At 64.4% G+C, this 20,051-nt stretch carries 20 protein-coding genes; 3 read left to right on the top strand and 17 right to left on the bottom strand.

Features of this window, described 5'->3' with window-relative positions:
* Positions 1–3: 3 nt before the first annotated feature.
* From BCA01S_RS19430 to mltG, 10 genes are all read right to left on the bottom strand, one after another.
* Positions 4–1,167 carry an AAA family ATPase gene (locus BCA01S_RS19430; RefSeq protein WP_027778344.1) on the bottom strand — a complete coding sequence of 388 codons (1,164 nt, stop codon included), beginning with the start codon at positions 1,165–1,167 and terminating at the stop codon, positions 4–6.
* Positions 1,168–1,267: 100 nt separating this feature from the next.
* Positions 1,268–2,677, bottom strand: a complete 1,410-nt coding sequence (otsA, locus tag BCA01S_RS19435) for an alpha,alpha-trehalose-phosphate synthase (UDP-forming) (RefSeq protein WP_027778345.1) — start codon at positions 2,675–2,677, stop codon at positions 1,268–1,270.
* A gap of 211 nt (positions 2,678–2,888) precedes the next feature.
* Entirely contained in the window at positions 2,889–4,124 is a 1,236-nt protein-coding gene (locus BCA01S_RS19440; RefSeq protein WP_027778346.1) for a mechanosensitive ion channel family protein, read from the bottom strand.
* 262 nt (positions 4,125–4,386) lie between these two features.
* A complete protein-coding gene (locus tag BCA01S_RS19445) occupies positions 4,387–4,743 on the bottom strand; it encodes a Rap1a/Tai family immunity protein (RefSeq protein WP_006048979.1) in 357 nt (118 codons plus the stop codon).
* 176 nt (positions 4,744–4,919) lie between these two features.
* Positions 4,920–5,660: an ankyrin repeat domain-containing protein gene (locus tag BCA01S_RS19450; protein ID WP_027778347.1), complete on the bottom strand. Its 741-nt coding sequence runs from the start codon at positions 5,658–5,660 to the stop codon at positions 4,920–4,922.
* Positions 5,661–5,706: 46 nt separating this feature from the next.
* Entirely contained in the window at positions 5,707–6,501 is a 795-nt protein-coding gene (locus tag BCA01S_RS19455) for a TatD family hydrolase (protein ID WP_020065938.1), read from the bottom strand.
* A gap of 45 nt (positions 6,502–6,546) precedes the next feature.
* Complete coding sequence (locus BCA01S_RS19460; RefSeq protein WP_027778348.1) at positions 6,547–7,071, bottom strand: GNAT family N-acetyltransferase; 525 nt, start codon at positions 7,069–7,071, stop codon at positions 6,547–6,549.
* 93 nt (positions 7,072–7,164) lie between these two features.
* Positions 7,165–8,199: a DNA polymerase III subunit delta' gene (locus tag BCA01S_RS19465; protein WP_027778349.1), complete on the bottom strand. Its 1,035-nt coding sequence runs from the start codon at positions 8,197–8,199 to the stop codon at positions 7,165–7,167.
* Positions 8,200–8,293: 94 nt separating this feature from the next.
* On the bottom strand, positions 8,294–8,914 hold the full coding sequence (gene tmk / locus BCA01S_RS19470; protein ID WP_027778350.1) for a dTMP kinase: 621 nt from the start codon (positions 8,912–8,914) through the stop codon (positions 8,294–8,296).
* On the bottom strand, positions 8,914–9,924 hold the full coding sequence (mltG, locus tag BCA01S_RS19475; protein WP_027778351.1) for an endolytic transglycosylase MltG: 1,011 nt from the start codon (positions 9,922–9,924) through the stop codon (positions 8,914–8,916). The genes tmk and mltG overlap by 1 nt, the downstream gene beginning before the upstream one ends.
* 77 nt (positions 9,925–10,001) lie before the next feature.
* Between mltG and ygfZ the strand changes: the two genes are divergently transcribed.
* Together ygfZ and BCA01S_RS19485 are read left to right on the top strand one after the other, a co-directional pair.
* A complete protein-coding gene (gene ygfZ / locus BCA01S_RS19480; RefSeq protein ID WP_027778352.1) occupies positions 10,002–11,126 on the top strand; it encodes a CAF17-like 4Fe-4S cluster assembly/insertion protein YgfZ in 1,125 nt (374 codons plus the stop codon).
* Between the two features lie 121 nt (positions 11,127–11,247).
* Complete coding sequence (locus BCA01S_RS19485; protein WP_027778353.1) at positions 11,248–12,117, top strand: NRDE family protein; 870 nt, start codon at positions 11,248–11,250, stop codon at positions 12,115–12,117.
* Here BCA01S_RS19485 and BCA01S_RS19490 read toward each other — a convergent pair whose 3' ends face one another.
* From BCA01S_RS19490 to BCA01S_RS39530, 6 genes are all read right to left on the bottom strand, one after another.
* The gene (locus tag BCA01S_RS19490; protein WP_027778354.1) at positions 12,118–13,077 is read right to left on the bottom strand and encodes an alpha/beta hydrolase; all 960 of its coding nucleotides are present in this window, start codon (positions 13,075–13,077) and stop codon (positions 12,118–12,120) included.
* Between the two features lie 79 nt (positions 13,078–13,156).
* Positions 13,157–14,050, bottom strand: a complete 894-nt coding sequence (locus BCA01S_RS19495) for an SDR family oxidoreductase (RefSeq protein WP_027778355.1) — start codon at positions 14,048–14,050, stop codon at positions 13,157–13,159.
* Between the two features lie 112 nt (positions 14,051–14,162).
* Entirely contained in the window at positions 14,163–15,161 is a 999-nt protein-coding gene (locus tag BCA01S_RS19500) for an NADP-dependent oxidoreductase (RefSeq protein WP_027778356.1), read from the bottom strand.
* Between the two features lie 137 nt (positions 15,162–15,298).
* Positions 15,299–15,784: a PaaI family thioesterase gene (locus BCA01S_RS19510; protein ID WP_027778357.1), complete on the bottom strand. Its 486-nt coding sequence runs from the start codon at positions 15,782–15,784 to the stop codon at positions 15,299–15,301.
* 201 nt (positions 15,785–15,985) lie between these two features.
* On the bottom strand, positions 15,986–17,497 hold the full coding sequence (locus tag BCA01S_RS19515) for an aminotransferase-like domain-containing protein (protein WP_042318988.1): 1,512 nt from the start codon (positions 17,495–17,497) through the stop codon (positions 15,986–15,988).
* Positions 17,498–17,726: 229 nt separating this feature from the next.
* Positions 17,727–18,035, bottom strand: coding sequence for a hypothetical protein (locus tag BCA01S_RS39530; RefSeq protein WP_156955067.1), 309 nt, complete (start codon positions 18,033–18,035; stop codon positions 17,727–17,729).
* A 183-nt stretch (positions 18,036–18,218) separates the two neighbouring features.
* Between BCA01S_RS39530 and BCA01S_RS19530 the strand changes: the two genes are divergently transcribed.
* The gene (locus BCA01S_RS19530) at positions 18,219–18,737 is read left to right on the top strand and encodes an LEA/WHy family protein (protein ID WP_027778360.1); all 519 of its coding nucleotides are present in this window, start codon (positions 18,219–18,221) and stop codon (positions 18,735–18,737) included.
* A 22-nt stretch (positions 18,738–18,759) separates the two neighbouring features.
* Here BCA01S_RS19530 and BCA01S_RS19535 read toward each other — a convergent pair whose 3' ends face one another.
* Positions 18,760–19,938: an acetyl-CoA C-acyltransferase gene (locus tag BCA01S_RS19535; RefSeq protein ID WP_027778361.1), complete on the bottom strand. Its 1,179-nt coding sequence runs from the start codon at positions 19,936–19,938 to the stop codon at positions 18,760–18,762.
* Positions 19,939–20,051: the final 113 nt, after the last annotated feature.

Below are 20,051 nucleotides of genomic sequence, written 5' to 3' on the forward strand. Positions count from 1 at the left end.
GCGTCAGCGCGACGGCCATTTCCACGGCGGTATGTCGCGCTCTTCGGCGTCGGCGAGACGCGTTGCACCGAAATGCTTCTCGAGCACGATCGACTCGGTCGCGTCTTCGCGTTCGAGTGACGCGGTGAGCCGCGCCGCGTGCGATACGACAAGCACCTGTGAATGCGCGGCGACTCGCGTGATCAGCCGCGCAAGCGCCGGCAACAGGTCCGGATGCAGACTCGTTTCGGGCTCGTTCAATACGAGTAACGCGGGCGGACGCGGCGTCAACAGCGCGGCGACCAGCAATAAATAACGCAGGGTCCCGTCAGACAGTTCCGCAGCTTTGAGCGGACGCAGCAGACCATGCTGCTGCATCAGCACTTCGAAGCGGCCGTTCTGTGTGGCGACGTCGAGCCGTGAGCCGGGAAACGCATCGTCGATGGCGGCGTCGAGTGCAGCGGGGTCGCCGATCTCGCGAATGGTCTGCAAAGCCGCAGCGAGATCCGCACCGTCGTCGGAGAGCACCGGCGTGTGCGTGCCGATTTGCGGCATGCGCGCAGGCGCGTCGACATCAGTACGGAAATGGTCATAGAAGCGCCACGAGCGGATCTGTTCGCGCACTGCGATCATCTCCGGCGCGCAGCGCGGGTCGGCGAACTCCGTCATCATGCTGTCAAAGCTCGCGACGGGTTGCGGGACTGTTTGCCAGTCGCCGTTTTCATCACGCGTGCGCAGCGCCGCTCCTTGACGATCCACCAGCAACGCCGAGGGCCGCAGCACCGGCCCGCTCCAGATGCACTCGCGCTTGATGACCGGATCGAGCACGAACCTGCTGGTACCCGGATGCGGCAAGCCGAGGTCGATCGCATAGCTGAACGGGTCGCCCGCGAAGCCGAGCCGCAGACTGACCGGTGCGTTGCGGGTCGTGCCTTGAACCTCGAATTCGCCGCTCAGCATGCCCCGGGAAAAACGCTCCGGGCCGGCCCATAACGTGGACGGCAAACCGCCTTCGCGAGCGAGCGACGTGATCACGCCGCCGCGCGCCGTTTCGGCAAGCAGGCGTAGCGACCGATAAACGCTCGACTTCCCGCTGCCGTTGGCACCCGTGATGACGTTAAGCCGCCCAAGCGGCACGATCAATTCGCGCAACGACCGGTAACCGGCGATGGCGAGCGCGCTCAGCACGCGGCCATCCGTGGATACGATGTTCGGCGGGCCGCAGGAGCGCAGCGCCTTGGCGTGCCACGCCTGCATGCGCACACGGCATGCTGTTTCGGACCGCTCACTACTTATGCCCGCCGCCCATGGCGGGCTTCTGCAGCGGCACGCTGCGCAGGTCACGCAGGAAACTGTCGCGCCACACGCCAAGATCGTTTTTGCGCAGCGCCGCCATGTTGATCTCGTGACGCCGCTGACGCGCGTCGAGCGGCATTTGCAGCGCGCGCTGCAACGCCTCGCACATGCCTATTGCATCGTGCGGATTCACGAGCAGCGCGCCTGTCAGCTCGGCCGCGGCGCCCGCGAAAATGGACAGCACGAGTACGCCCGGATCGTCGGGGTTCTGCGCGGCGACATATTCCTTCGCGACGAGATTCATGCCGTCGTGCAACGGCGTGACGAAGCCGATCTGCGACTCGCGGAACAGCGACATCAGTTTCCAGCGGTCGTATTGCTGATTCAGATAGCGGATCGGCGTGTAGTCGAGGCCTGAATAGCGGCCGTTGATTCGCCCTGCTTCGTACTCCAGATCCTGACGAATTTTCTGGTACGTAGCGACGTCCGAACGCGTGGGCGGCGCAATCTGCACGAGCGTGACGTTGCCGCGCCATTCGGGCGAACGTTCCAGCAAATGCTCGAATGCGCGAAAGCGTTCGACGAGCCCCTTCGAATAATCGAGCCGGTCGACGCTCATGATCAGCTTGCGGCCTTCGAGACTCTGCTTCAGATCGAGCACGTGCTGACGGCTTTCGTAGCGCTTTGCCTGCTCTGCGATCTCGTCTGGAAACACGCCGATGCGGTAGACGCCCGTACGCAATTTGCGGCCGAACGCTTCGACGAGACCGTTCGACACCGAGCCGCGCGCGTGGCGAGTGACGTAATCGTGGAACGCTTCCTGATCGGTCGCCGTCTGGAAGCCCAGCAAGTCGTAGCACGACAGCGATTTGACCAGCTCCTCGTGCGGCGGAATGTTGAGCAGAATCTGCGGCGCGGGAAACGGAATGTGCAGGAAAAAGCCGATGCGGTTCGTGATGCCTTCGCTGCGCAGCGCTTCGGCAAACGGAATCAGGTGGTAGTCGTGAATCCAGATCACGTCGTCTGGCTCGAGCAGCTTGATCAGCTTGTGCGCGAGCCACGCGTTGACGCGCCGGTAGCCTGCATACTCCTCGCGCTCGTAGCGCGCGAGGTCGTTGCGGTAGTGGAACACCGGCCACAGCGTCGCGTTCGAGAAGCCGCGGTAGTACTGGTCGTAGTCCTTGCGCGTAAGACCCACCGTTGCGAAGGTGACCGCGCCCTCCTGTTCGAGCGTCGGTCCGGCGTTGGCGACGGTCTCGCTGACCACGTCGCCGCTCCAGCCGAACCACACGCCTCCGGCATCCTTCAGCGCGCCGAACACGCCGACGGCGAGGCCGCCTGCCGATCCTTTGGTTTCCGTCGGCGTTGCGACGCGATTCGACACGACGATCAGTCGGCCCATGTTGCTAGTCCTCCTTGTTGCGCGCGGCATCTGCCGGGGTGCAGCCGGCGCTCGTCATGCAGCGAGCGCCTCGACAAACTTTCGCATGGTGCACGCCATGCCGCGCCGAGTTTATGTGTAAGTGGACGGTTCGACCCCTTAGCGATCGATCGGTTGCATCGCCGTGGGCGCCGGTCGGCGTGGAGGAACCTCACGCGGACACCTGTAGCTGCTAGGCCATTTCCTTGACCCTGTGCGACGGCGCTGCCGCGCCAGTCGCCTGAGCGGGCCGGCTCGCCACCGGGTCCGCCTCAGTATGCGCCGCCGTGCTGCCGGCCGGCGTGCGAGCGCCGCGCGGCACCCAGTCGAGCGGCTCGCCCTTGCCGTTTTCGAGTTCCGCCGACACCTCCGCACGCGCGCGCGGCAGATACTGCGGATAGTGCTTCTGGATGAAGTCGAGCAGCCCCTCGCGCACGCGGCAGCGCAGGTCCCAGTTGAGGCCCGAATCGAGCGAACTGACGAGCGCGCGCAATTGCATCGAGCGTTCGGTGCCCTCGGTGACTTGCAGAACCTGCACGCGCCCGTCCCACTCAGGCGCCGCCGCGACGATGCGCGCAAGTTCCTCGCGCAGCGGCGCGAGCGGCATCCGGTAATCGACGTAGAGAAACACCGTGCCGATAATTTGCGAACTGCTGCGCGTCCAGTTCGAAAACGGATTCTCGATAAACCATTGCAGCGGCACGATGAGCCGCCGCTGGTCCCACAGGCGCACCGACACATATGTGCCGGTGATTTCCTCGATGCGCCCCCATTCGCCCTGAATGACGACGACGTCGTCGAGCCGGATGGGTTGTGACAGCGCAATCTGCAAGCCGGCGATCAGATTGCCAAGCACCGGCCGCGCAGCGATACCGGCAACCAGACCTGCCACGCCCGCCGATGCAAGAAGGCTCGCGCCGATCTGCCGGACATTCGGGAACGTCATCAAGGCGCCGCCCACGCCGACGATCACGATCACGAGCATCACTGAGCGGGCCAGCACTCTCGCCTGCGTGTGGATGCGCCGCGCTTGCAGATTGTCGGCGGTATCGAGCGGATGCGCCTGGATGATTGCCTCGCCGATGGCCGCCGCCGAACGCACCGACAGCCACGTCAACGCGCCGATCATCGCGATAGCCGCGGCGTCGCGCAACGGCGATATGAAGGTTAGCGTGTCGGGCGCCTCCCACCATACGGCTTCCAGCGCGAGAATGATGAGCACGAACAGCGAAGGCTTGTCGATATAGCGAAGCACGACGCTGGTGAGCGGATAAGGCCGCGCGATTCGGGTCACGATACGTGCGCCGACGCGGTGCACGCCGATACCGATCAGCACGACGACCACCGAGATCATCAACGCGCCCAGCCACGTATGCAGCGGCGCTTCGGCGATACGGTCAAGGTGGTTGAGTTCGTCGAGAAAAGGCATGAAGGACAACCTCCTTTTCGATTGGGTATGGACAGGCCGGCGGCCATGAAACGCGGCGACGGCACAATGTGGCACGCGCCGCGGGACGAACCCGCCGGACGCGCTCGTGAAAAGCGCTGAAAAGCACCGTGAAGCGCCTTCGAGGCAGACGCGCTAATGGAAAGATGCGCTCCGCGTTTCGAGCCGGCCGCGCATGGGCAGCGTGGCGTCCGACTCATGGGAAAACGTGTGCGTCCTGCGGCACACGTCCTTTCAGCTCACACTAACTTCCGCTTTTGCAAGGAAATGCCTTGCCGAGTCCCAGCGAGATTGCCGTGCTCGCGTTATAGCCCGCGACAATCGGATTTTCCGCGATGTACTTGCGTACGGCGTCGGTCAGCTGCGCCGAGCGCGCGTCCTGAGGCAAACAGAAGTATTGCCCGACGCGCGGTCCCGTCGTGCCGCCAATCGCGTCGATGGTGTTGAAGATACCGTCGGCGGCGCCTTCGATGTATGCGGCGCACGCGCTGCGCGACGCGACGTCGGTCTTCGTGCACAGTTTGTTGAGGTCGCCCCCCGTAAACGCGGCTGCCGATAACGGTACGGCAAACGCGCTGGCGAAAATCAAAGCCCGCAGCATGGTGTTCCTTTCCAGGGTCGTTTATCAGGCGGTCTGTTGCCGCATCCGGACGGCGCGCGAACGCGCGGCAACAAAGTCGTCATTCTGCACTGTTTTGCGATGCGGCAGCAGGCCGGCAGCCGCGATCTTCAGGCAGTGGGCGGTGCGCGCCGGCGCATGCCGGTGCGCCGCGCGCTCTATTTTTGCTGCATCTGCTGCAACCGCGCGGTCAGACCTTCGACCACGTCCGGCTCCTTATAGGTCTTCGCGAAATCCAGTGCGGTGAGCCCGATCTGGTTCTTGACCGTCAGGTCCGCGCCATTGTCGAGCAGCAGTTTCACCGTCGACACATGGCCGCCGCGCGCCGCCATCATGAGCGGCGTGGTGCCGTTCGGGGACCCTGCGTCCACGTAGGCGGAATGGTCGAGCAGCAGCTTCACGACGTCGTCGTGGCCGTTTGCTGCCGCGTAGTGCAGCGGCGCCCAGCCCTTCTTGTTCACTTCGGCGTCCTTCGCGATCAACTGTTTGACGAAGTCGATGTCGCCGTTCAGCGCGGCCATCATCATTGCGTTTTCGCCGGCTTTGTCTTCGATCTCGACGTTGGTTTTCGGATTCGCGAGCAGCGCGGCGCCGACCTTGTCGGATTTCTCGCGCGCGGCAAGCACCAGAAGCGGCATGCCCTGGTTATCGACGCTGTTCGGATCCATGCCCTTGGCGAGCAGTTTCTTGACGCCGTCGACGTCGTCGAATTTGACTGATTTGATCAGCGAATCGATCGGCGCAGCCTGGGCCGGTGCCGCGATCAGCGAACTCAGCGCGGCGCACGTCACCGTAGCCGCCAGCGCGGCGCGCGAGAAGTTGCGGCGCGCCGACGCGCATGCGGCGCGGGCCGTTTGGGCGGCTTGCCGCACGTTGGAGAAACTGGAACTGTTGATCATATTTTACTTTAGGGTTGACCCCTATCCTCTTAATATTTATCCACTTTCACAGTGCACCGATTGGCGCGGAAAGCTTGAATAGACGGAAGAAATTCTGCGTGGTTGCGGCCGCCAGCGCCTCGTCCGTCATGCCACGCTGCTGCGCGATGAAACGTCCGACATAACTGACGTACGCAGGTTCATTAGGCTTGCCGCGGTACGGCACCGGCGCAAGGTAAGGCGAATCCGTTTCGATCAGCAGGCGCTCCAGAGGCACGCGGCGCGCGACGTCCTGCACGTCCGTCGCGCTCTTGAACGTGACGATGCCCGACAGCGAGATGTAAAAATTCTGCGCCAGTGCCTGCTCGGCTACGGCCCACGGCTCCGTGAAGCAATGCATCACGCCGCCCGGCTCGCTCGCGCGCTCCTCGGCCATGATGCGCAGCGTGTCTTCCGACGAAGAGCGCGTATGGATGATGAGCGGCTTGCCCGTGGCATGCGCGGCGCGGATATGCGTGCGAAAGCGCTCGCGCTGCCATTCCATATCGGCGATCGAGCGGCCTTCCAGGCGGTAGTAGTCGAGCCCCGTCTCGCCAATTGCAATCACTTTCGGATGCCCGGCCAGTTCCACCAGTTCCGCGACGCTTGGCTCGCGCATGTCCTCGTGGTCCGGATGCACGCCCACCGACGCGTACACGTTCTCATGCCGGCTCGCGATATCCAGCACGGACGGCAGCGTTTCCAGGTCCACCGACACGCACAGCGCGTGCGTGACCGAGTGGCTTCGCATATTCTCGAGCACCTGCGGCAGGCGATCGGCGAGTCCTTCGAAATTGATGTGGCAGTGCGAATCGACAAACATGATGATGTCCTGCAAATGAATGGCCCGAGGAATGGCCCGAGGCGGTCAGGCTGCCGCGCCTTGCGCGTCGAGGCGCTTGCCGAGGATCACCAGATCGCGCTCCACGCCGTCCAGCACGGCCACGCGCGGCAGAGAGCCCCATGTGTCGAAACCGAAGCCGCGGAACAGACGCAGGCTCGCCTCATTGTGACCGAAGATAAACCCCAGCACTGTGTCGATGCCGAGCGCCGGCGCCGCCGTCAGCGAGGCCGCCAGCAACTGCTTGCCGAGGCCCTTGCCGCGCGCGCGCTCGTCGAGATAGATGCTGACTTCGGCGGTGCGCTGATAGGCGGGACGGCCATAAAAATCCGAAAAGCTCAGCCAGGCGATCACACGGCGAGGCTGTTCGGCGTCTTCGACAACCCATAGCGGACGTTTGTGCGGCCCATGCGCGTGGAACCACGCAACGCGGCTTTCGACACTGACCGGTTCGAGATCGGCGGTCACCTGGCGCGAGGCCACCGTCGAGTTGTAAATGGCGACGATGGCAGGCAGATCGTCGAGCGTGGCATCGCGGTAAGACAGGCTCATGGTGCTTTCAGATTGAATTGAAGAACCGGCTAACGGGTAAAGCGCTAGTGAACGGAAACGACGTTCGCCGCGCGTGGGGACCACCGCCTCGCGTCATGCAAAGAGTTCGCGGTAACCGAGAAACAGTTCCTCGAACACGAGCCGCGCGTTCAACGGATGATTTTCGACCGCGCGCTGGCGCGTTACGGCGCGCATGAAGCGGGCGAACGCGCTCGCGTCTGCTTGCGATGCGCAGCGCGTCAACGCCGCGGACGCCTGCGGAAAATAGCGCGGCGCGCCCGCGGTGCGCTGCGCGAGCAGATCGTACATCCAGCGTTGCAGCCAGCCGAGTACGAGCGGCACGGGCAGCTTTTGAAGCGCCTCGCCGCATGCAAAGGCGTCGCACTCCGGGCCGGCGGCCAGTTGCTTGAGCGTCCAGTCGCGCAACGTGCGGTTTTCGTCGCTAGCGAGCGCGAGTGCGGTCAGCGGCGCGCCGCCCGCTTCGGCGAGCAGCGCCGGCGCCTCCGCCACGCCTTGCGCCGCGAGCCATTGGGTCGAGACCTGGGGCGCGGGCAGACTCATCGGCCATTGGCGGCAACGGCTGATGATGGTGGGCAAAAGCCGGTCGATCCGCGCGGACACCATCAGGAACACGACGCCCGCGGGCGGCTCTTCGAGTGTTTTCAGCAGCGCATTGGCCGCCGCGATGTTGAGCGCCTCCGCCGGAGCCAGCACGACCACGCGGGCGCCGCCGCGGTGCGAACCCACGCCGACGAAGTCGAGCAAGCCGCGAATTTGCTCGATCTTGATTTCCTTGCTCGGTGCGCGCGTTTTTTTGCCTTCGTCGCCATCGGCTTTTTCGGCTTTCTCGTCCGCGCCGTTGCCGATGCCGGCTTCGGCCGCCAGCGCCTCGGGCACGACGATACGGTAATCGGGATGGTTGCCCTGCGTGAACCAGTTGCACGCGACGCATGCGCCGCACGGTTCGCCGTTGTCTCGCCGATCCTCGCACAGCAGACCTTGCGCGAGATGCTGCGCGAAGCGCAGCTTGCCGATGCCCGCCTGTCCGTGCAGCAGCAAGGCGTGCGGCCAGTGGTCGCGCAATTGCTGCAGGCGGTTCCAGTCATCGGCTTGCCACGGATAAATCATTTTTTCTCTTTCTGATCAGTCAGTTGAACGCGTTTGGTGAGGTATTGCACGAGGCCTTGCTAGGCAGATAATAATTTCTTATATTGTTTGTGTATCAAAGACTTGCAAGAAGTTCGTCAAGTTGTTTCTGGATTCGCGCAATGCTTTGCGAAGAGTCAATGATAGCGAATCGATAAGGCGCTTCTTCCGCGCGCCGCAGATATTCGGCTCGGGTGCGGTCGAAAAACGCGGTCGATTCGCTCTCGAAACGATCCGGATCGCGCGCCGCGCTGCGCCTCTCGTTCGCGATCTCTGGCGCGAGGTCGAACAGCACCGTGAGATCGGGCTGGAAGCCGCCCTGAACCCAGCGCTCCAGCGTTTCGAGCTTGTCGCGCGGCAGCCCGCGGCCGCCGCCCTGATAGGCAAAGGTGGCGTCGGTGAAGCGGTCGGAGAGCACCCAGTCGCCGCGCGCGAGCGCCGGTTCGATCACTTCGGCCAGATGCTGGCGGCGCAGCGCGAACATCAGCAGCGCCTCGGTTTCAAGGTCCATCTTCTGATGCAGCACGATCTCGCGGATCTGCTCGCCAAGCGGCGTGCCGCCCGGCTCGCGGGTCATGACGACCGAGCGGCCGTTGGCCGCCACCTTCTGTTCCAGCCGCTCGCGGAACCAGGCCAGATGCGTCGTCTTGCCGGCGCCATCTATGCCCTCGAATGTAATGAATTTGCCGCGCGCCATTATTGCCCTCGAATGTATTTGTCCACGGCCTTGTTGTGATCGCCGAGGGTGTCGGAAAAGATGCTGCTGCCGTCGCCGCGCGAGACGAAGTACAACGCGCTGGTTTGCGCAGGGTTCATCGCCGCCTGCAGCGAGGCCACGCCCGGCAGCGAGATAGGTGTCGGCGGCAGGCCCATCCGCGTATAGGTATTGTAGGGAGTGTCAGTTTGCAGGTCCTTCTTGCGGATGTGGCCGTTATAGCTCTCGCCCATACCGTAGATCACGGTCGGATCGGTTTGCAGCGGCATGCCCACGCGCAGACGGTTCGCGAAGACGGCGGCGACCATCGCCCGGTCGGATTTCTTGCCGGTTTCCTTCTCGATGATGGACGCCATGATCAGCGCATCATACGGTGTCTTGTAGGGCAGATTCGGCGAGCGCGCGACCCACGCTTCGTCGAGGCGCGCGCGCATCAGCCGATAGGCGCGGCGGTAGACGTCGAGATCGCTCGTGTTTTTGTCGAACAGGTAGGTGTCCGGGAAAAACAGCCCTTCGCCGTTGCCGATCGACGCCTCAGGCGCGCCGATCGCGCTCATCAGCTGCGCGTCGTTCATCCCGGCGCTGTCGTGCTTCAGCGCCGGATTGGCGTCCAGTTCCTGGCGCATGCGCCTGAAAGTCCACCCTTCGATGACGGTCGCGACGTATTCGTTGACGTCGCCGCGAGCGATCTTTTGCAGCACTTCGTATGGCGTGACGCCGGTCTTGAACTCGTAATTGCCCGATTTGAGTTCGCTCTGAAGACCGAGCAGCCGCGTCATGACGATGAACAGTTCAGGCTCGACGGGCACGCCGCCGCGGTTCAGTTGCAGCGTGACGCTGCGCAGACTGCTGTGCGGTTTGACGGTGACGTCGAGTTGCGCGGGGTTCAGCTCGAGCGGGCTATTGGCCCAGTGGTATCCGCCAGCAATCGCGGCTGCGGCCAGCACGACGATAATCGAGCCGGCGACGAAACATTTCTTGAACAGGGACATGAAAACGTGACTGGGTTGGACTGCATATAATACTTGTTTGCCTTAGCTAAAGTCAGAATTGACTGTTCCAGGAATCCATGAACACACCGCTCGCTACCGCTTCAGGCATACCTTCAGGCACTCCTTCAGCTACTGCTTCAGGCGCTGCTCCCGGCGCTGGTTCTGGCAGCCCCGGCGGCGCGCCGTTGGGCCATTCCGCCACGGCGCTGCCGGTGTTGCCGCGTCCGTCCGAGTATGAGTTCGCCGCAGTGCTTGAACATGGCGCCTACATGGCGCTCACGCAGTTCGGCGTGATCGACGCCACCGGCGACGACGCCGCGAGCTTCCTGCACGGGCAGTTGACCAACGACACGCAGCACCTGGACGCCGCGAACGCACGTCTCGCGGGTTATTGCTCGGCGAAGGGACGGCTGCTGGCGTCGTTTTTGACGTGGCGCAGCGGCGACATGATCCATCTGCTCGTCTCGAAAGACGTGCAGGCGGCGGTGCAAAAGCGGCTGTCCATGTTCGTTTTGCGCGCCAAGGCGAAGCTCGTGGATGCAAGCGGCGAACTCGCCGTGATCGGCCTCGCGGGCGATGTCCGCAAGGCGCTGTCCGGCGTGTTCGACGCTCTGCCCGACGGCGTTCATGTGAAGGTGGACGGCGCGGCCGGCTCGCTGATCCGCGTGCCCGATGCGTTCGAGCGTTTGCGCTATCTGTGGATCGGCCCGAAGGCGCAAGTCGAAGCGCACTTGCCGCAGCTTCGCGAGAAGTTGAAGCAGGTTTCGCCCGCAGTCTGGGACTGGCTCGACATTCGCGCAGGCGAGCCGCGCATCACGCAGCCGGTGGTCGAGCAATTCGTGCCGCAGATGGTCAATTTCGACGTGCTCGGCGCGGTCAATTTCCGCAAGGGCTGCTATCCCGGCCAGGAAGTGGTGGCGCGCAGCCAGTATCGCGGCACGATCAAGCGGCGCACGTCGCTCGCCAACGTGGCGAGCGACCTCGATACCGCGAAGGCCGGCGCCGAACTCTTTCACTCCGACGATCCAGGCCAGCCGTGCGGCATGGTGGTGAACGCGGCATCAGCTCGCGACGGCGGCGTCGATCTGCTGGTGGAGATCAAGCTGGCGGCGCTCGAAAGCGGCTCGGTGCATCTAGGCGCGGCGCAAGGCCCGGCGCTGCGGTTCCTCGCGCTTCCGTACGGCCTGCCCACCGAGGTTTGAACGCCCTCGAAGATGCGACGCGGCGCTGTTCGACGAAAACGCGCCGCTTCCTCGCTGCGCCCTCGCCTGAACTTCTGCCTGCCATGCCATTTCAGAAGTCCCCAATTGGGAGACGCCCCCAATGTGCCTGATTGTCTTCGACTGGCGACCCGATGCGGTCGACGGCCCGATCTTCACGCTCGCCGCGAATCGCGATGAGTTCTTCCGGCGCACGGCCGAGCCGATCGCCTGGTGGAGCGACGCGCCGGGCGTGCTGGCCGGCCGCGACTTGCTCGGCGGCGGAACGTGGCTCGGCATGTCGCGCGACGGCCGTTTTGCTGCGCTGACCAACTACCGCGCGCCGCACGAGACGCGCGCCGATGCGCCGACTCGCGGCACGCTCGTCAGCGACTGGCTGGCTTCGGGCAGCGCCGGCAGGAATGGCATGGAGAACGGCGGTGAGAACGGCGGCCCGCGCGAAACGCCGCTGGCCTATCTGCAACGCGTGGCGAAGACCGGCGACATGTATAACGGCTTCAACCTGCTGGTGGGTGACTGGACGCGCCGCGAACTCGCCTGGTATTGCAATCGCTCCAACGTCGCCCCCGCGCTGCTTATGCCCGGCACACACGGCATCTCGAACGCGGTGCTCGACACCGCGTGGCCGAAGCTCGTCAGAAAGCGGGCCGAATTGAGCGCGCTCCTCACGCGCAACCCGATGCCGCCGCTCGAGCGCCTGATCGACCTGATGCGCGACCCGCGCGTCGCTCCCGACGATGAGTTGCCTGCCACCGGCATTCCGCTCGAACGCGAACGGGCGCTGTCGGCGGCATTCATCGAAACGCCGGAGTACGGCACGCGCGGCACGACGGCGCTGCGAGTAGTCGCGAACGCGGAGATGGTCAGCGTGGCGGTGGCCGAGCGAAGCGACGACAACGGCTCACACCGGATCGTGCGCCCGGGCGACTTCGAGCGCAGCTTCGCGTTCAACGTCGAGCCGCAAATCGCGTAATCATTGCTCGCCGAATGCCCTGCGCAATGCCGCCGCGGCCTCCGCGTGCGCATGCGCAACATCGGGCACGAAACCGCCCATCTTGAAGAACTCGTGGATCATGCCGGGGTAGCGCCTGAGCGTGACTTCGTTGCCGTGGTCGCGCAGCTTCAGCGCATAGGCATCGCCTTCGTCACTCAACGGATCGTATTCGGCAGTCGCGATCCAGGCTGGCGCGAGTCCGCCGAAGTCGGGTGCGCCGCGTTTGCCGTCGAGCGGTGCAAAGCGCCAGTCGTCGCGATCGCTCGCGTCGCGAACATATTGATCGAAAAACCATTGGATCGTCTCGCCCGAAAGCAGGAAGCCGTCGGCAAGGCGCGAGTGCGAATCGGTCTCCTGATAGCCGGTCGTGCCTGGATAGATCAGCAATTGCACTGAAAGCGCGATGCCGGCGTCGCGCGCGAGCACCGCGCAAACCGTGGCGAGCGTGCCGCCCGCGCTGTCGCCGCCTACCGCAAGCCGCCCGGTGTCGATGCCAAACTGCGCGGCGTGCGCATGCAGCCAGACGAGCGCGTCGAAAGCGTCGTCGACGGCGGTAGGAAACTTGTGTTCGGGCGCGAGCCGGTAATCGACCGACAGCACCGTGCATTTTCCGTCGCGCGCAAACATGCGGCACAGCGCATCGTGCGTATCGACGCTGCCGACCGTGAAGCCGCCGCCGTGATAGTAGATCAATGCAGGAGCCGGCTCGGCCCAGCTCGGCTCGACGGCCTGATAAAGACGCGCGCGAATCGTTGCGCCGTCGCGCGTCGGCACGCGCATGTCCTCGACGGCAAACATCGGCGCGCTCGCAATCTCGAGAATCGGCGCACTCTTCTCGTACGACGCGCGCGCCGCTTGCGCGGTCATCTCATGGAGCTTCGGGCGCTTTGCGCGCGCGATCATGTCGAGCACCTGCTCGATCTTCGGGTTCAGCGGCATGTGACGCAGGTAACGTTAGATGGCGCATACGCGCCGCAGGTTGAAAAGGCGCACGCGACATTGCGCGCAACGAGCGGCGCTAGTCGGGATCCGCCTGCCTGACTTCGGGTTTCAGCGACATCGGGTCGGTGGGATCGCGCAACTGCTCGATGTCCTCGTGACGCAATCTCACCGTTGCCATGATGGCCGGGTGCGTGATGATATAGAAACGGCGCTCGGCGATAGCCTCGAACGTGATGCCGGCGACATCGGCGGCACTGAGCTTGCCCGATTGCACCGCGCGCTGCAGTTGCTTGCCCGCAGCGATCTGCGAGCGCGTCGGGCGGCTCTCGTTGCGAAGTTCAGCGGGCCGCGAGCGCTCGGCATCGGCGATGCCCGTGGGCACGAACGCGGGGCACAGCAGCGAACAGCCGACGCGGCGGCTCGCCTCACGCCCGGACTGCGCGATTTGCAGGTCGTAATACAGCGTCTCGGTGAGCGAGACGACCGCGTGTTTCGACGCGTTATAGACGCCCATCGCGGGCGGCGACAGCAGCCCCGCGACGGATGCGGTGTTGACGATATGCGCTGGTTCGTTCTGCGCCAGCATGATCGGCGCAAACGCACGCACGCCGTGCGCGACGCCCATTACGTTGACCCCGAATACCCACGACCAGTCGTTGGCGGAACTCTCCCACAGCAAGCCGCCCGAGCCCACGCCCGCGTTGTTGAACAACAGATGCACCTTGCCAAACGCATCGAGCGCGGCTTGCGCGAGCGCTTCGACCTGCGTTGCGCTCGACACGTCGGTCGGCACGCCGATCGCGTCGCCCCCCGCCGCGCGCAACGTATCGACGGCCTGCGCGAGCGCGTCGGGATTCAGGTCGGCGAGCACGAGCTTCATGCCGAGCGCCGCGCCTTTGTGCGCAAACGCGAGGCCGAAGCCGCTGGCCGCGCCGGTGATGACCGCGACCTTGCCTGCAAATTCGAACATCCGTGGACTCCTTTGTGTGCGGCTGCAAGTGCGGCTGCAAGTGCGGTGGCAAACGCGGCTGCAAGTGCGGCTCCAGACGTTTCCAACCGCCGCCCGCCGCCATGACCTCACATCAGATCAATCGCACAAGCTGCTTGCCGAAATTCTTGCCTTTCAGCAAGCCGATGAACGCCTCGGGCGCCGCATCGAGCCCTTGCGCGATGCTCTCGCGATAGTGCAGCTTTTTCTGCGCGACCAGCGTGCCAAGCTGCTTGAGCGCTTCCGGCCAGACGTCCATATGCTCGCTGACGATAAAGCCCTGCACGAGCAGACGCTGCGTCAATATCAGCGACGGGTGCTTGAGCGGCAGCGGCTGGCCGTCGTAGCCCGCAATGTATCCGCACAGCGCGATGCGGCCGAACGGGTTCATGCGTGCGAGCGTCGCGTCGAGCACTTCGCCGCCGACGTTCTCGAAGCAACCGTCGACGCCGTCCGGCGTCGCCGCCTTCAGGTCCTGATAGAGGTTGCCGGCCTTGTAGTCGATGCAGGCGTCGAAGCCAAGCGTTTCCACCACATAACGGCACTTCTGCTGACCGCCCGCGATACCCACTGCGCGCGCGCCGGCCTCTTTCGCCAATTGGCCGACCACGCTGCCCACTGCTCCGCTTGCCGCGCTGACCACGACCGTCTCGCCGGCCTTCGGCGCGATGATCCGGTTCAGTCCGTACCACGCCGTCACGCCCGGCATGCCGACCGGTCCGAGATAAGCCGACAGCGGCACATGCGTGTCGTCGACTTTCTGAATGCCCGTACCGTTCGACGTGCCGTACTCCTGCCATCCGAACATTGCGACGACCTTGTCGCCGACCGCGAACTTCTCATTCTTCGATTCGACCACCTCGCCGACCGTGCCGCCGATCATGACTTCGTCGAGCGGTTGAGGCGGCGCATACGACTTGCTGTCGTTCATGCGGCCGCGCATGTACGGGTCGAGCGACAGATAGTGATTACGCACGCGCACTTCTCCATCGGCGAGCGGTGCAAGCGGCGTTTCGACGAGGCGGAAGTTCTCGGGCGTGACGGCGCCTTGCGGCCGCGAAGCCAACACGAACTGACGGTTGATCTGTGGCATGACATCGTCTCCTTGATTTGCTGCTTCTGCTGATTGTCAAGACCGGCTACAGGTTGCCGGTCGCATATCGTTCCGGTTGCAGCGAGCCTTGCACCCGGCCTGCGCCCGGACAATGCAGATCGAAACGCCGCATGTGCTCAGCCGTCGCTAGGACCGGGTTTCGCCGATGGGTCGCTGCGCAAGCGCTGACGCGTCACGTCGCGGCCCACGGCAAGACGGCGCATGTATTTGAACGTGCCGAGCGCCTTGGCGACGAAGTGCCCTTCGCTATCGCGGATCTCGCCTTCGCAATAGGCCATCGTCGTCGAGCGGTGCAGCACGCGGCCTGTCGCGCGCAACTCACCGCGGCCGGGCTGCATGAAGTTGACCTTCATTTCGACCGTGACCACGCCGACGCCGTCGCCCGCGAGGCTGCGCGCGGCCATCGCGAGCGCAACGTCGGCGAGCGTCATGGTTACGCCGCCGTGCGCGACGTCCCACGTGTTCATATGCTCGGGCAGCAAGGGCAGCATCACTTCGCTGACCCCGTCCGCCGCCGACACCAGTTGCGCGCCGAGCCGGTCGACAAAGGGGCTCTCAGGCAGCGACGCGCCCGTCGCGGTGGATGAAGATGAATCGGTCATTGCGGCTTCAGTTGACTTGTCTCGACATGAGGGCGGCGCAACTCGCGATGATGTGCAAACAGCAGCATGCACGCGACGACGCACCGCGCCAAAGGAGAGGAAATGATACCCGCTATGGCACCGTGCGGTGTCGAGCGGCACTTCGGCTCAACGGTCTTGACGTGCTAAGCGGCCTCACCGTATTCAACGGGCGCGGTGCGCTCACGCCGCTTGCGTCGCCGCGCGCGCGGCCATCGCTGTCGCAAGCCGGCCGAGTTTGAGCACGGCTTCATCCGCGAGTTCGAGGTCCGTGCTCGGACAACTCAGCCTGATGAACCGATCGAAGCGGCCCGCGTTCGAAAACACAATGCCCGGCATCACACGAATGCCTTGCTTCAAAGCGGCGTCGAACAACGCGGCCGACGACACCGCGTCCGGCAACTCGATCCAGAAGAACATACCGCCAGCGGGCGGCGTAAAACGCGTTCCATCGGGAAAGGAGGCGCCGATTGCCGCCGACATCCGCTCACGCTGCAGCCTCAAGCGATCCCGCAAACGCCGCAAATGCCGTTCATACGCGTTCGTTTCGAGAAACCCGGCAAGCACGACTTGCGACAGCTGTTCGTTGTGACGCGACTGCGCAAACTTCAGCATGCCGATACGCGGATGCCAGCGCCCGCCGTTGATCCAGCCGATCCGCATGCCGGGCGCGAGAGTCTTGTTGAACGACGTGCAGTGGATCACAGTGCCGTCGGTGTCCCACGCCTTCAGCGAGCGCAGCGGCTGCGCGCTGTCGACGAGTTCGCGATACGGGTCGTCTTCGATCAGCGCGATGCGGGCTCGCGCGCACAGTTCGACCAGCCTCGCCTTGTGCGAATCGGGCATCACGCTGCCAAGCGGATTCTGCAAATTCGGCACGACGACCACGGCCTTGATGTCGGGATGCGTTTGCAACGCGAAGTCGAGCGCCTCGATGGCGAGCCCACTGCTCGGGCTCGCTGGAATTTCGAGTGCGCGCAGCCCGAGGCTTTCCAGCGCCTGGAGCAAGCCGAAGAAACAGGGCGACTCGACGGCGACGGTGTCACCCGGTTGCGTGACCGCACGCAGCGCGAGATTGACGGCCTCGATGCCGCCGTGCGTCATGATGATGTCGTCCGAGCCAATCTGAATGCCCGCTTCGAGCGCGCGGCGCGCAATGATCGCGCGTAACGCCGGGTCGCCCTGATCGGGCCCGACCGCGGTCAGCAATGTGGGCCGCCTGCGCAACGCCCGCAGCGCGGCTTTTTGCAACGCGTCAGTTGGATAAAGGTCAGCCGAAGCGGTCGCACCGCCCAGATTGAATGCGTCCGGATAGCGCTGATATTGCGAGACGATCGCCGATATCGCCGAGTGAATACCGACGAACTGAGCGGCCTGCGGCAGGGCCGCAAGATCGGGCTCCGACGCGGCCGGCAACGCAGCGCATTGCGAAGCGCGCACGAAGTAACCGGCGCGCGGCCGCGCCTCGATTAGCGCTTCGCGTTCGAGCACGCGATAGCTCTCGATCGCCGTCGCGAGACTTACGCCGTGGCGCTGCATGAATGCGCGCATCGACGGCATACGCTCGCCGGGACGCAGTGCGCCGTTGCCGATTGCGCGACGGTAGTGGCCGGCCAGTTGACGATAAAGCGGCTCGCTCGCCGGCAAAACGTCCGCAGGCGCGAGGTCCGCGCGCTCGGAATGCTCGGACTGCATGACGGTGTCCATGGAGGTGTCCGTGTGCATGTAGGTGGGTCGGCTCATCAACCGATGGTGCGCACTGCGGCGGCGCCGCGACAGATACACGTTCTCTTCATTTCGACCGATACAGCGCGCCAAACCGCCGCCTTGTAGCGGTTCAGATTGCCGATAACTGCGGCTGTTTTCAAGGGCACCTGCTCAATATGCTGGATGGCATGGAAACGGTCTTAAGGAAACGGTCATGTCAACTCGCCCCAACGCCAATCTGTCCCTCCTCGCAGTCGGTCAAGTCGCCCTGCACGACGTGCGGGCAAGAGGCACCGTCGTTGCCGTTGAGGGCGATCTGCTGCTGGCGTTTCGCGATCATTCGCTTGCCTGGCTCGGCGATGCCGTTCCGTTGACGTCCGTCACCTTGCACGAGGGCCAGTGCTTCGTGGCGCGGCAACACGGCATGATATCGATCAGTGCGCAGGATGCGCCGGCTGCCGCCTTCGTGGTGCAACCGTCTCTTGCTGAAAACAGAGGCAGCAGCGCGACGGGTGGGGCTCTGCATTGGTTGACCGCATTCCTGAAAGCGACGCTGCGGCGCACTGCTTCAAACGAAACATGAGACGACCATAAGACGAAAGACGAGCGGTACCTGAGTAACTCACCGAGAAGCCGCATAACAGGCGCCCGCGCGCCGGAATTCGCCAGCTACAATGCATGACCCCATCCGCTCTTCGAGGTGCCGGTCATGTCCTTCGTCCGCATGCTGTTCAGCGCGCGTCTGTGCCGCGTGACCGCGTTATGCGCTGTGTTCGCGCTCACCGTGAGCGGCTGCGCCGGATTCTTCGGCGGCGATCCGTTACGCGTGAGCGTCGCCGGCATCGAACCGATGGACAGCCAAGGCTTCGAGATGCGTTTCAACGTCAAACTGCGCGTACAAAATCCGAACGATTCGGCGGTCAGCTTCAATGGCGTGTCGCTCGATCTGGAACTGAACGGCAAGCCGTTCGCGAGCGGCGTCAGCGACCAGAGCGGCACCGTGCCCCGCTTCGGCGAAACTATTGTCAATGTGCCGTTGACGGTGCCCGCGTTTTCCGCGGTTCGCCAGGCGTTCGCGTTCGCCGGTGTAATGCAGGGCAGCACCGCGCAGTCGAGCCAGATTCCGTACATTATGCGAGGCAAGCTCGCCAGCGGCCTGACCGGCACGACGCGCTTCGTCGATCAGGGCGCGTTGAGCCTGCCCTCGACGGGCATGGCCCTGCCCTGACCACGCTCCGCCGACCACGCGGTCAAGCGACTTCGAACAGCCCCGCCGCGCCCTGCCCGCCGCCGATACACATCGTCACCACGACGAGCTTCGCGCCGCGCCGCTTGCCTTCGATCAGCGCATGCCCGGTGAGCCGCGCGCCCGACACGCCATACGGATGGCCGACCGCAATCGCGCCACCGTCGACATTCAGACGGTCATGCGGAATGCCGAGCTTGTCGGCGCAATACAGCACCTGCACGGCGAACGCTTCGTTCAACTCCCACAGATCGATGTCCTCGACTTTCAGCCCCGCCTGCCTGAGCAGCTTCGGCACGGCGAAAACAGGGCCGATGCCCATCTCGTCCGGTTCGCAGCCGGCCACCGCGAAACCCCGGAAAATGCCGAGCGGCTGCAGCCCTTCGCGCTCCGCGACTTTCGCGTTCATCACCACGCAAGCGGACGCACCGTCTGAGAACTGGCTCGCGTTGCCCGCCGTGATGACGCCGCCCGGCAGCGCGGTGCGGATCTTCGATACGCCTTCGAGCGTCGTGTCCGCGCGAATGCCCTCGTCGCCGCTGACGGTCACCTCTTTCGTGTACAACCGGCCGGTCGCTTTGTCGGCGACACCCGCGAGCACCGTCAACGGCACGATCTCGTCCTTGAACTTGCCGGCTTCCAGCGCCGCTGCGGCGCGCTGCTGTGAGCGCACGCCGTACTCGTCCTGACGCTCTTTCGAAATCGAATAACGTTTTGCGACGTTCTCGGCGGTCTGCAACATCGACCAGTAGATTTCCGGCTTGTTCTCGCTGAGCCAACCGTCGGTCAACATGTGCTGGTTCATCTCGTTCTGCACGCACGAGATCGATTCAACGCCGCCCGCGACGAACACGTCGCCCTCGCCGGCAATCACGCGCTGAGCGGCCAGCGCGATGGTTTGCAATCCCGACGAACAGAAGCGGTTCACCGTCATGCCCGGCACGCTGACCGGCAAGCCGGCGCGCAGCGCGATCTGCCGCGCGATGTTCATGCCCGTCGCGCCTTCAGGATTGGCGCAACCCATGATCACGTCCTCCACACGCGCCGGGTCCAGCTTCGCCCGTTCGACGGCGGCGTGCGTTACGTGCCCGCCGAGCGTCGCGCCATGCGTCATGTTGAAACCGCCGCGCCATGATTTGGCGAGCCCCGTGCGGGCGGTCGATACGATTACGGCGTCAGTCATGCGAGTCTCCTGCGTATAGATGGCGATGGTGGCGCGTGCGTTCCGTGCGGGCGATATCGCCGCCGCGCCGCAATAACGCGCGCCACCGCTGTCGTTCGATATGAGCGGCGTGT

Source organism: Paraburkholderia caledonica NBRC 102488 (genome assembly GCF_000685095.1).
Lineage (GTDB): Bacteria > Pseudomonadota > Gammaproteobacteria > Burkholderiales > Burkholderiaceae > Paraburkholderia > Paraburkholderia caledonica.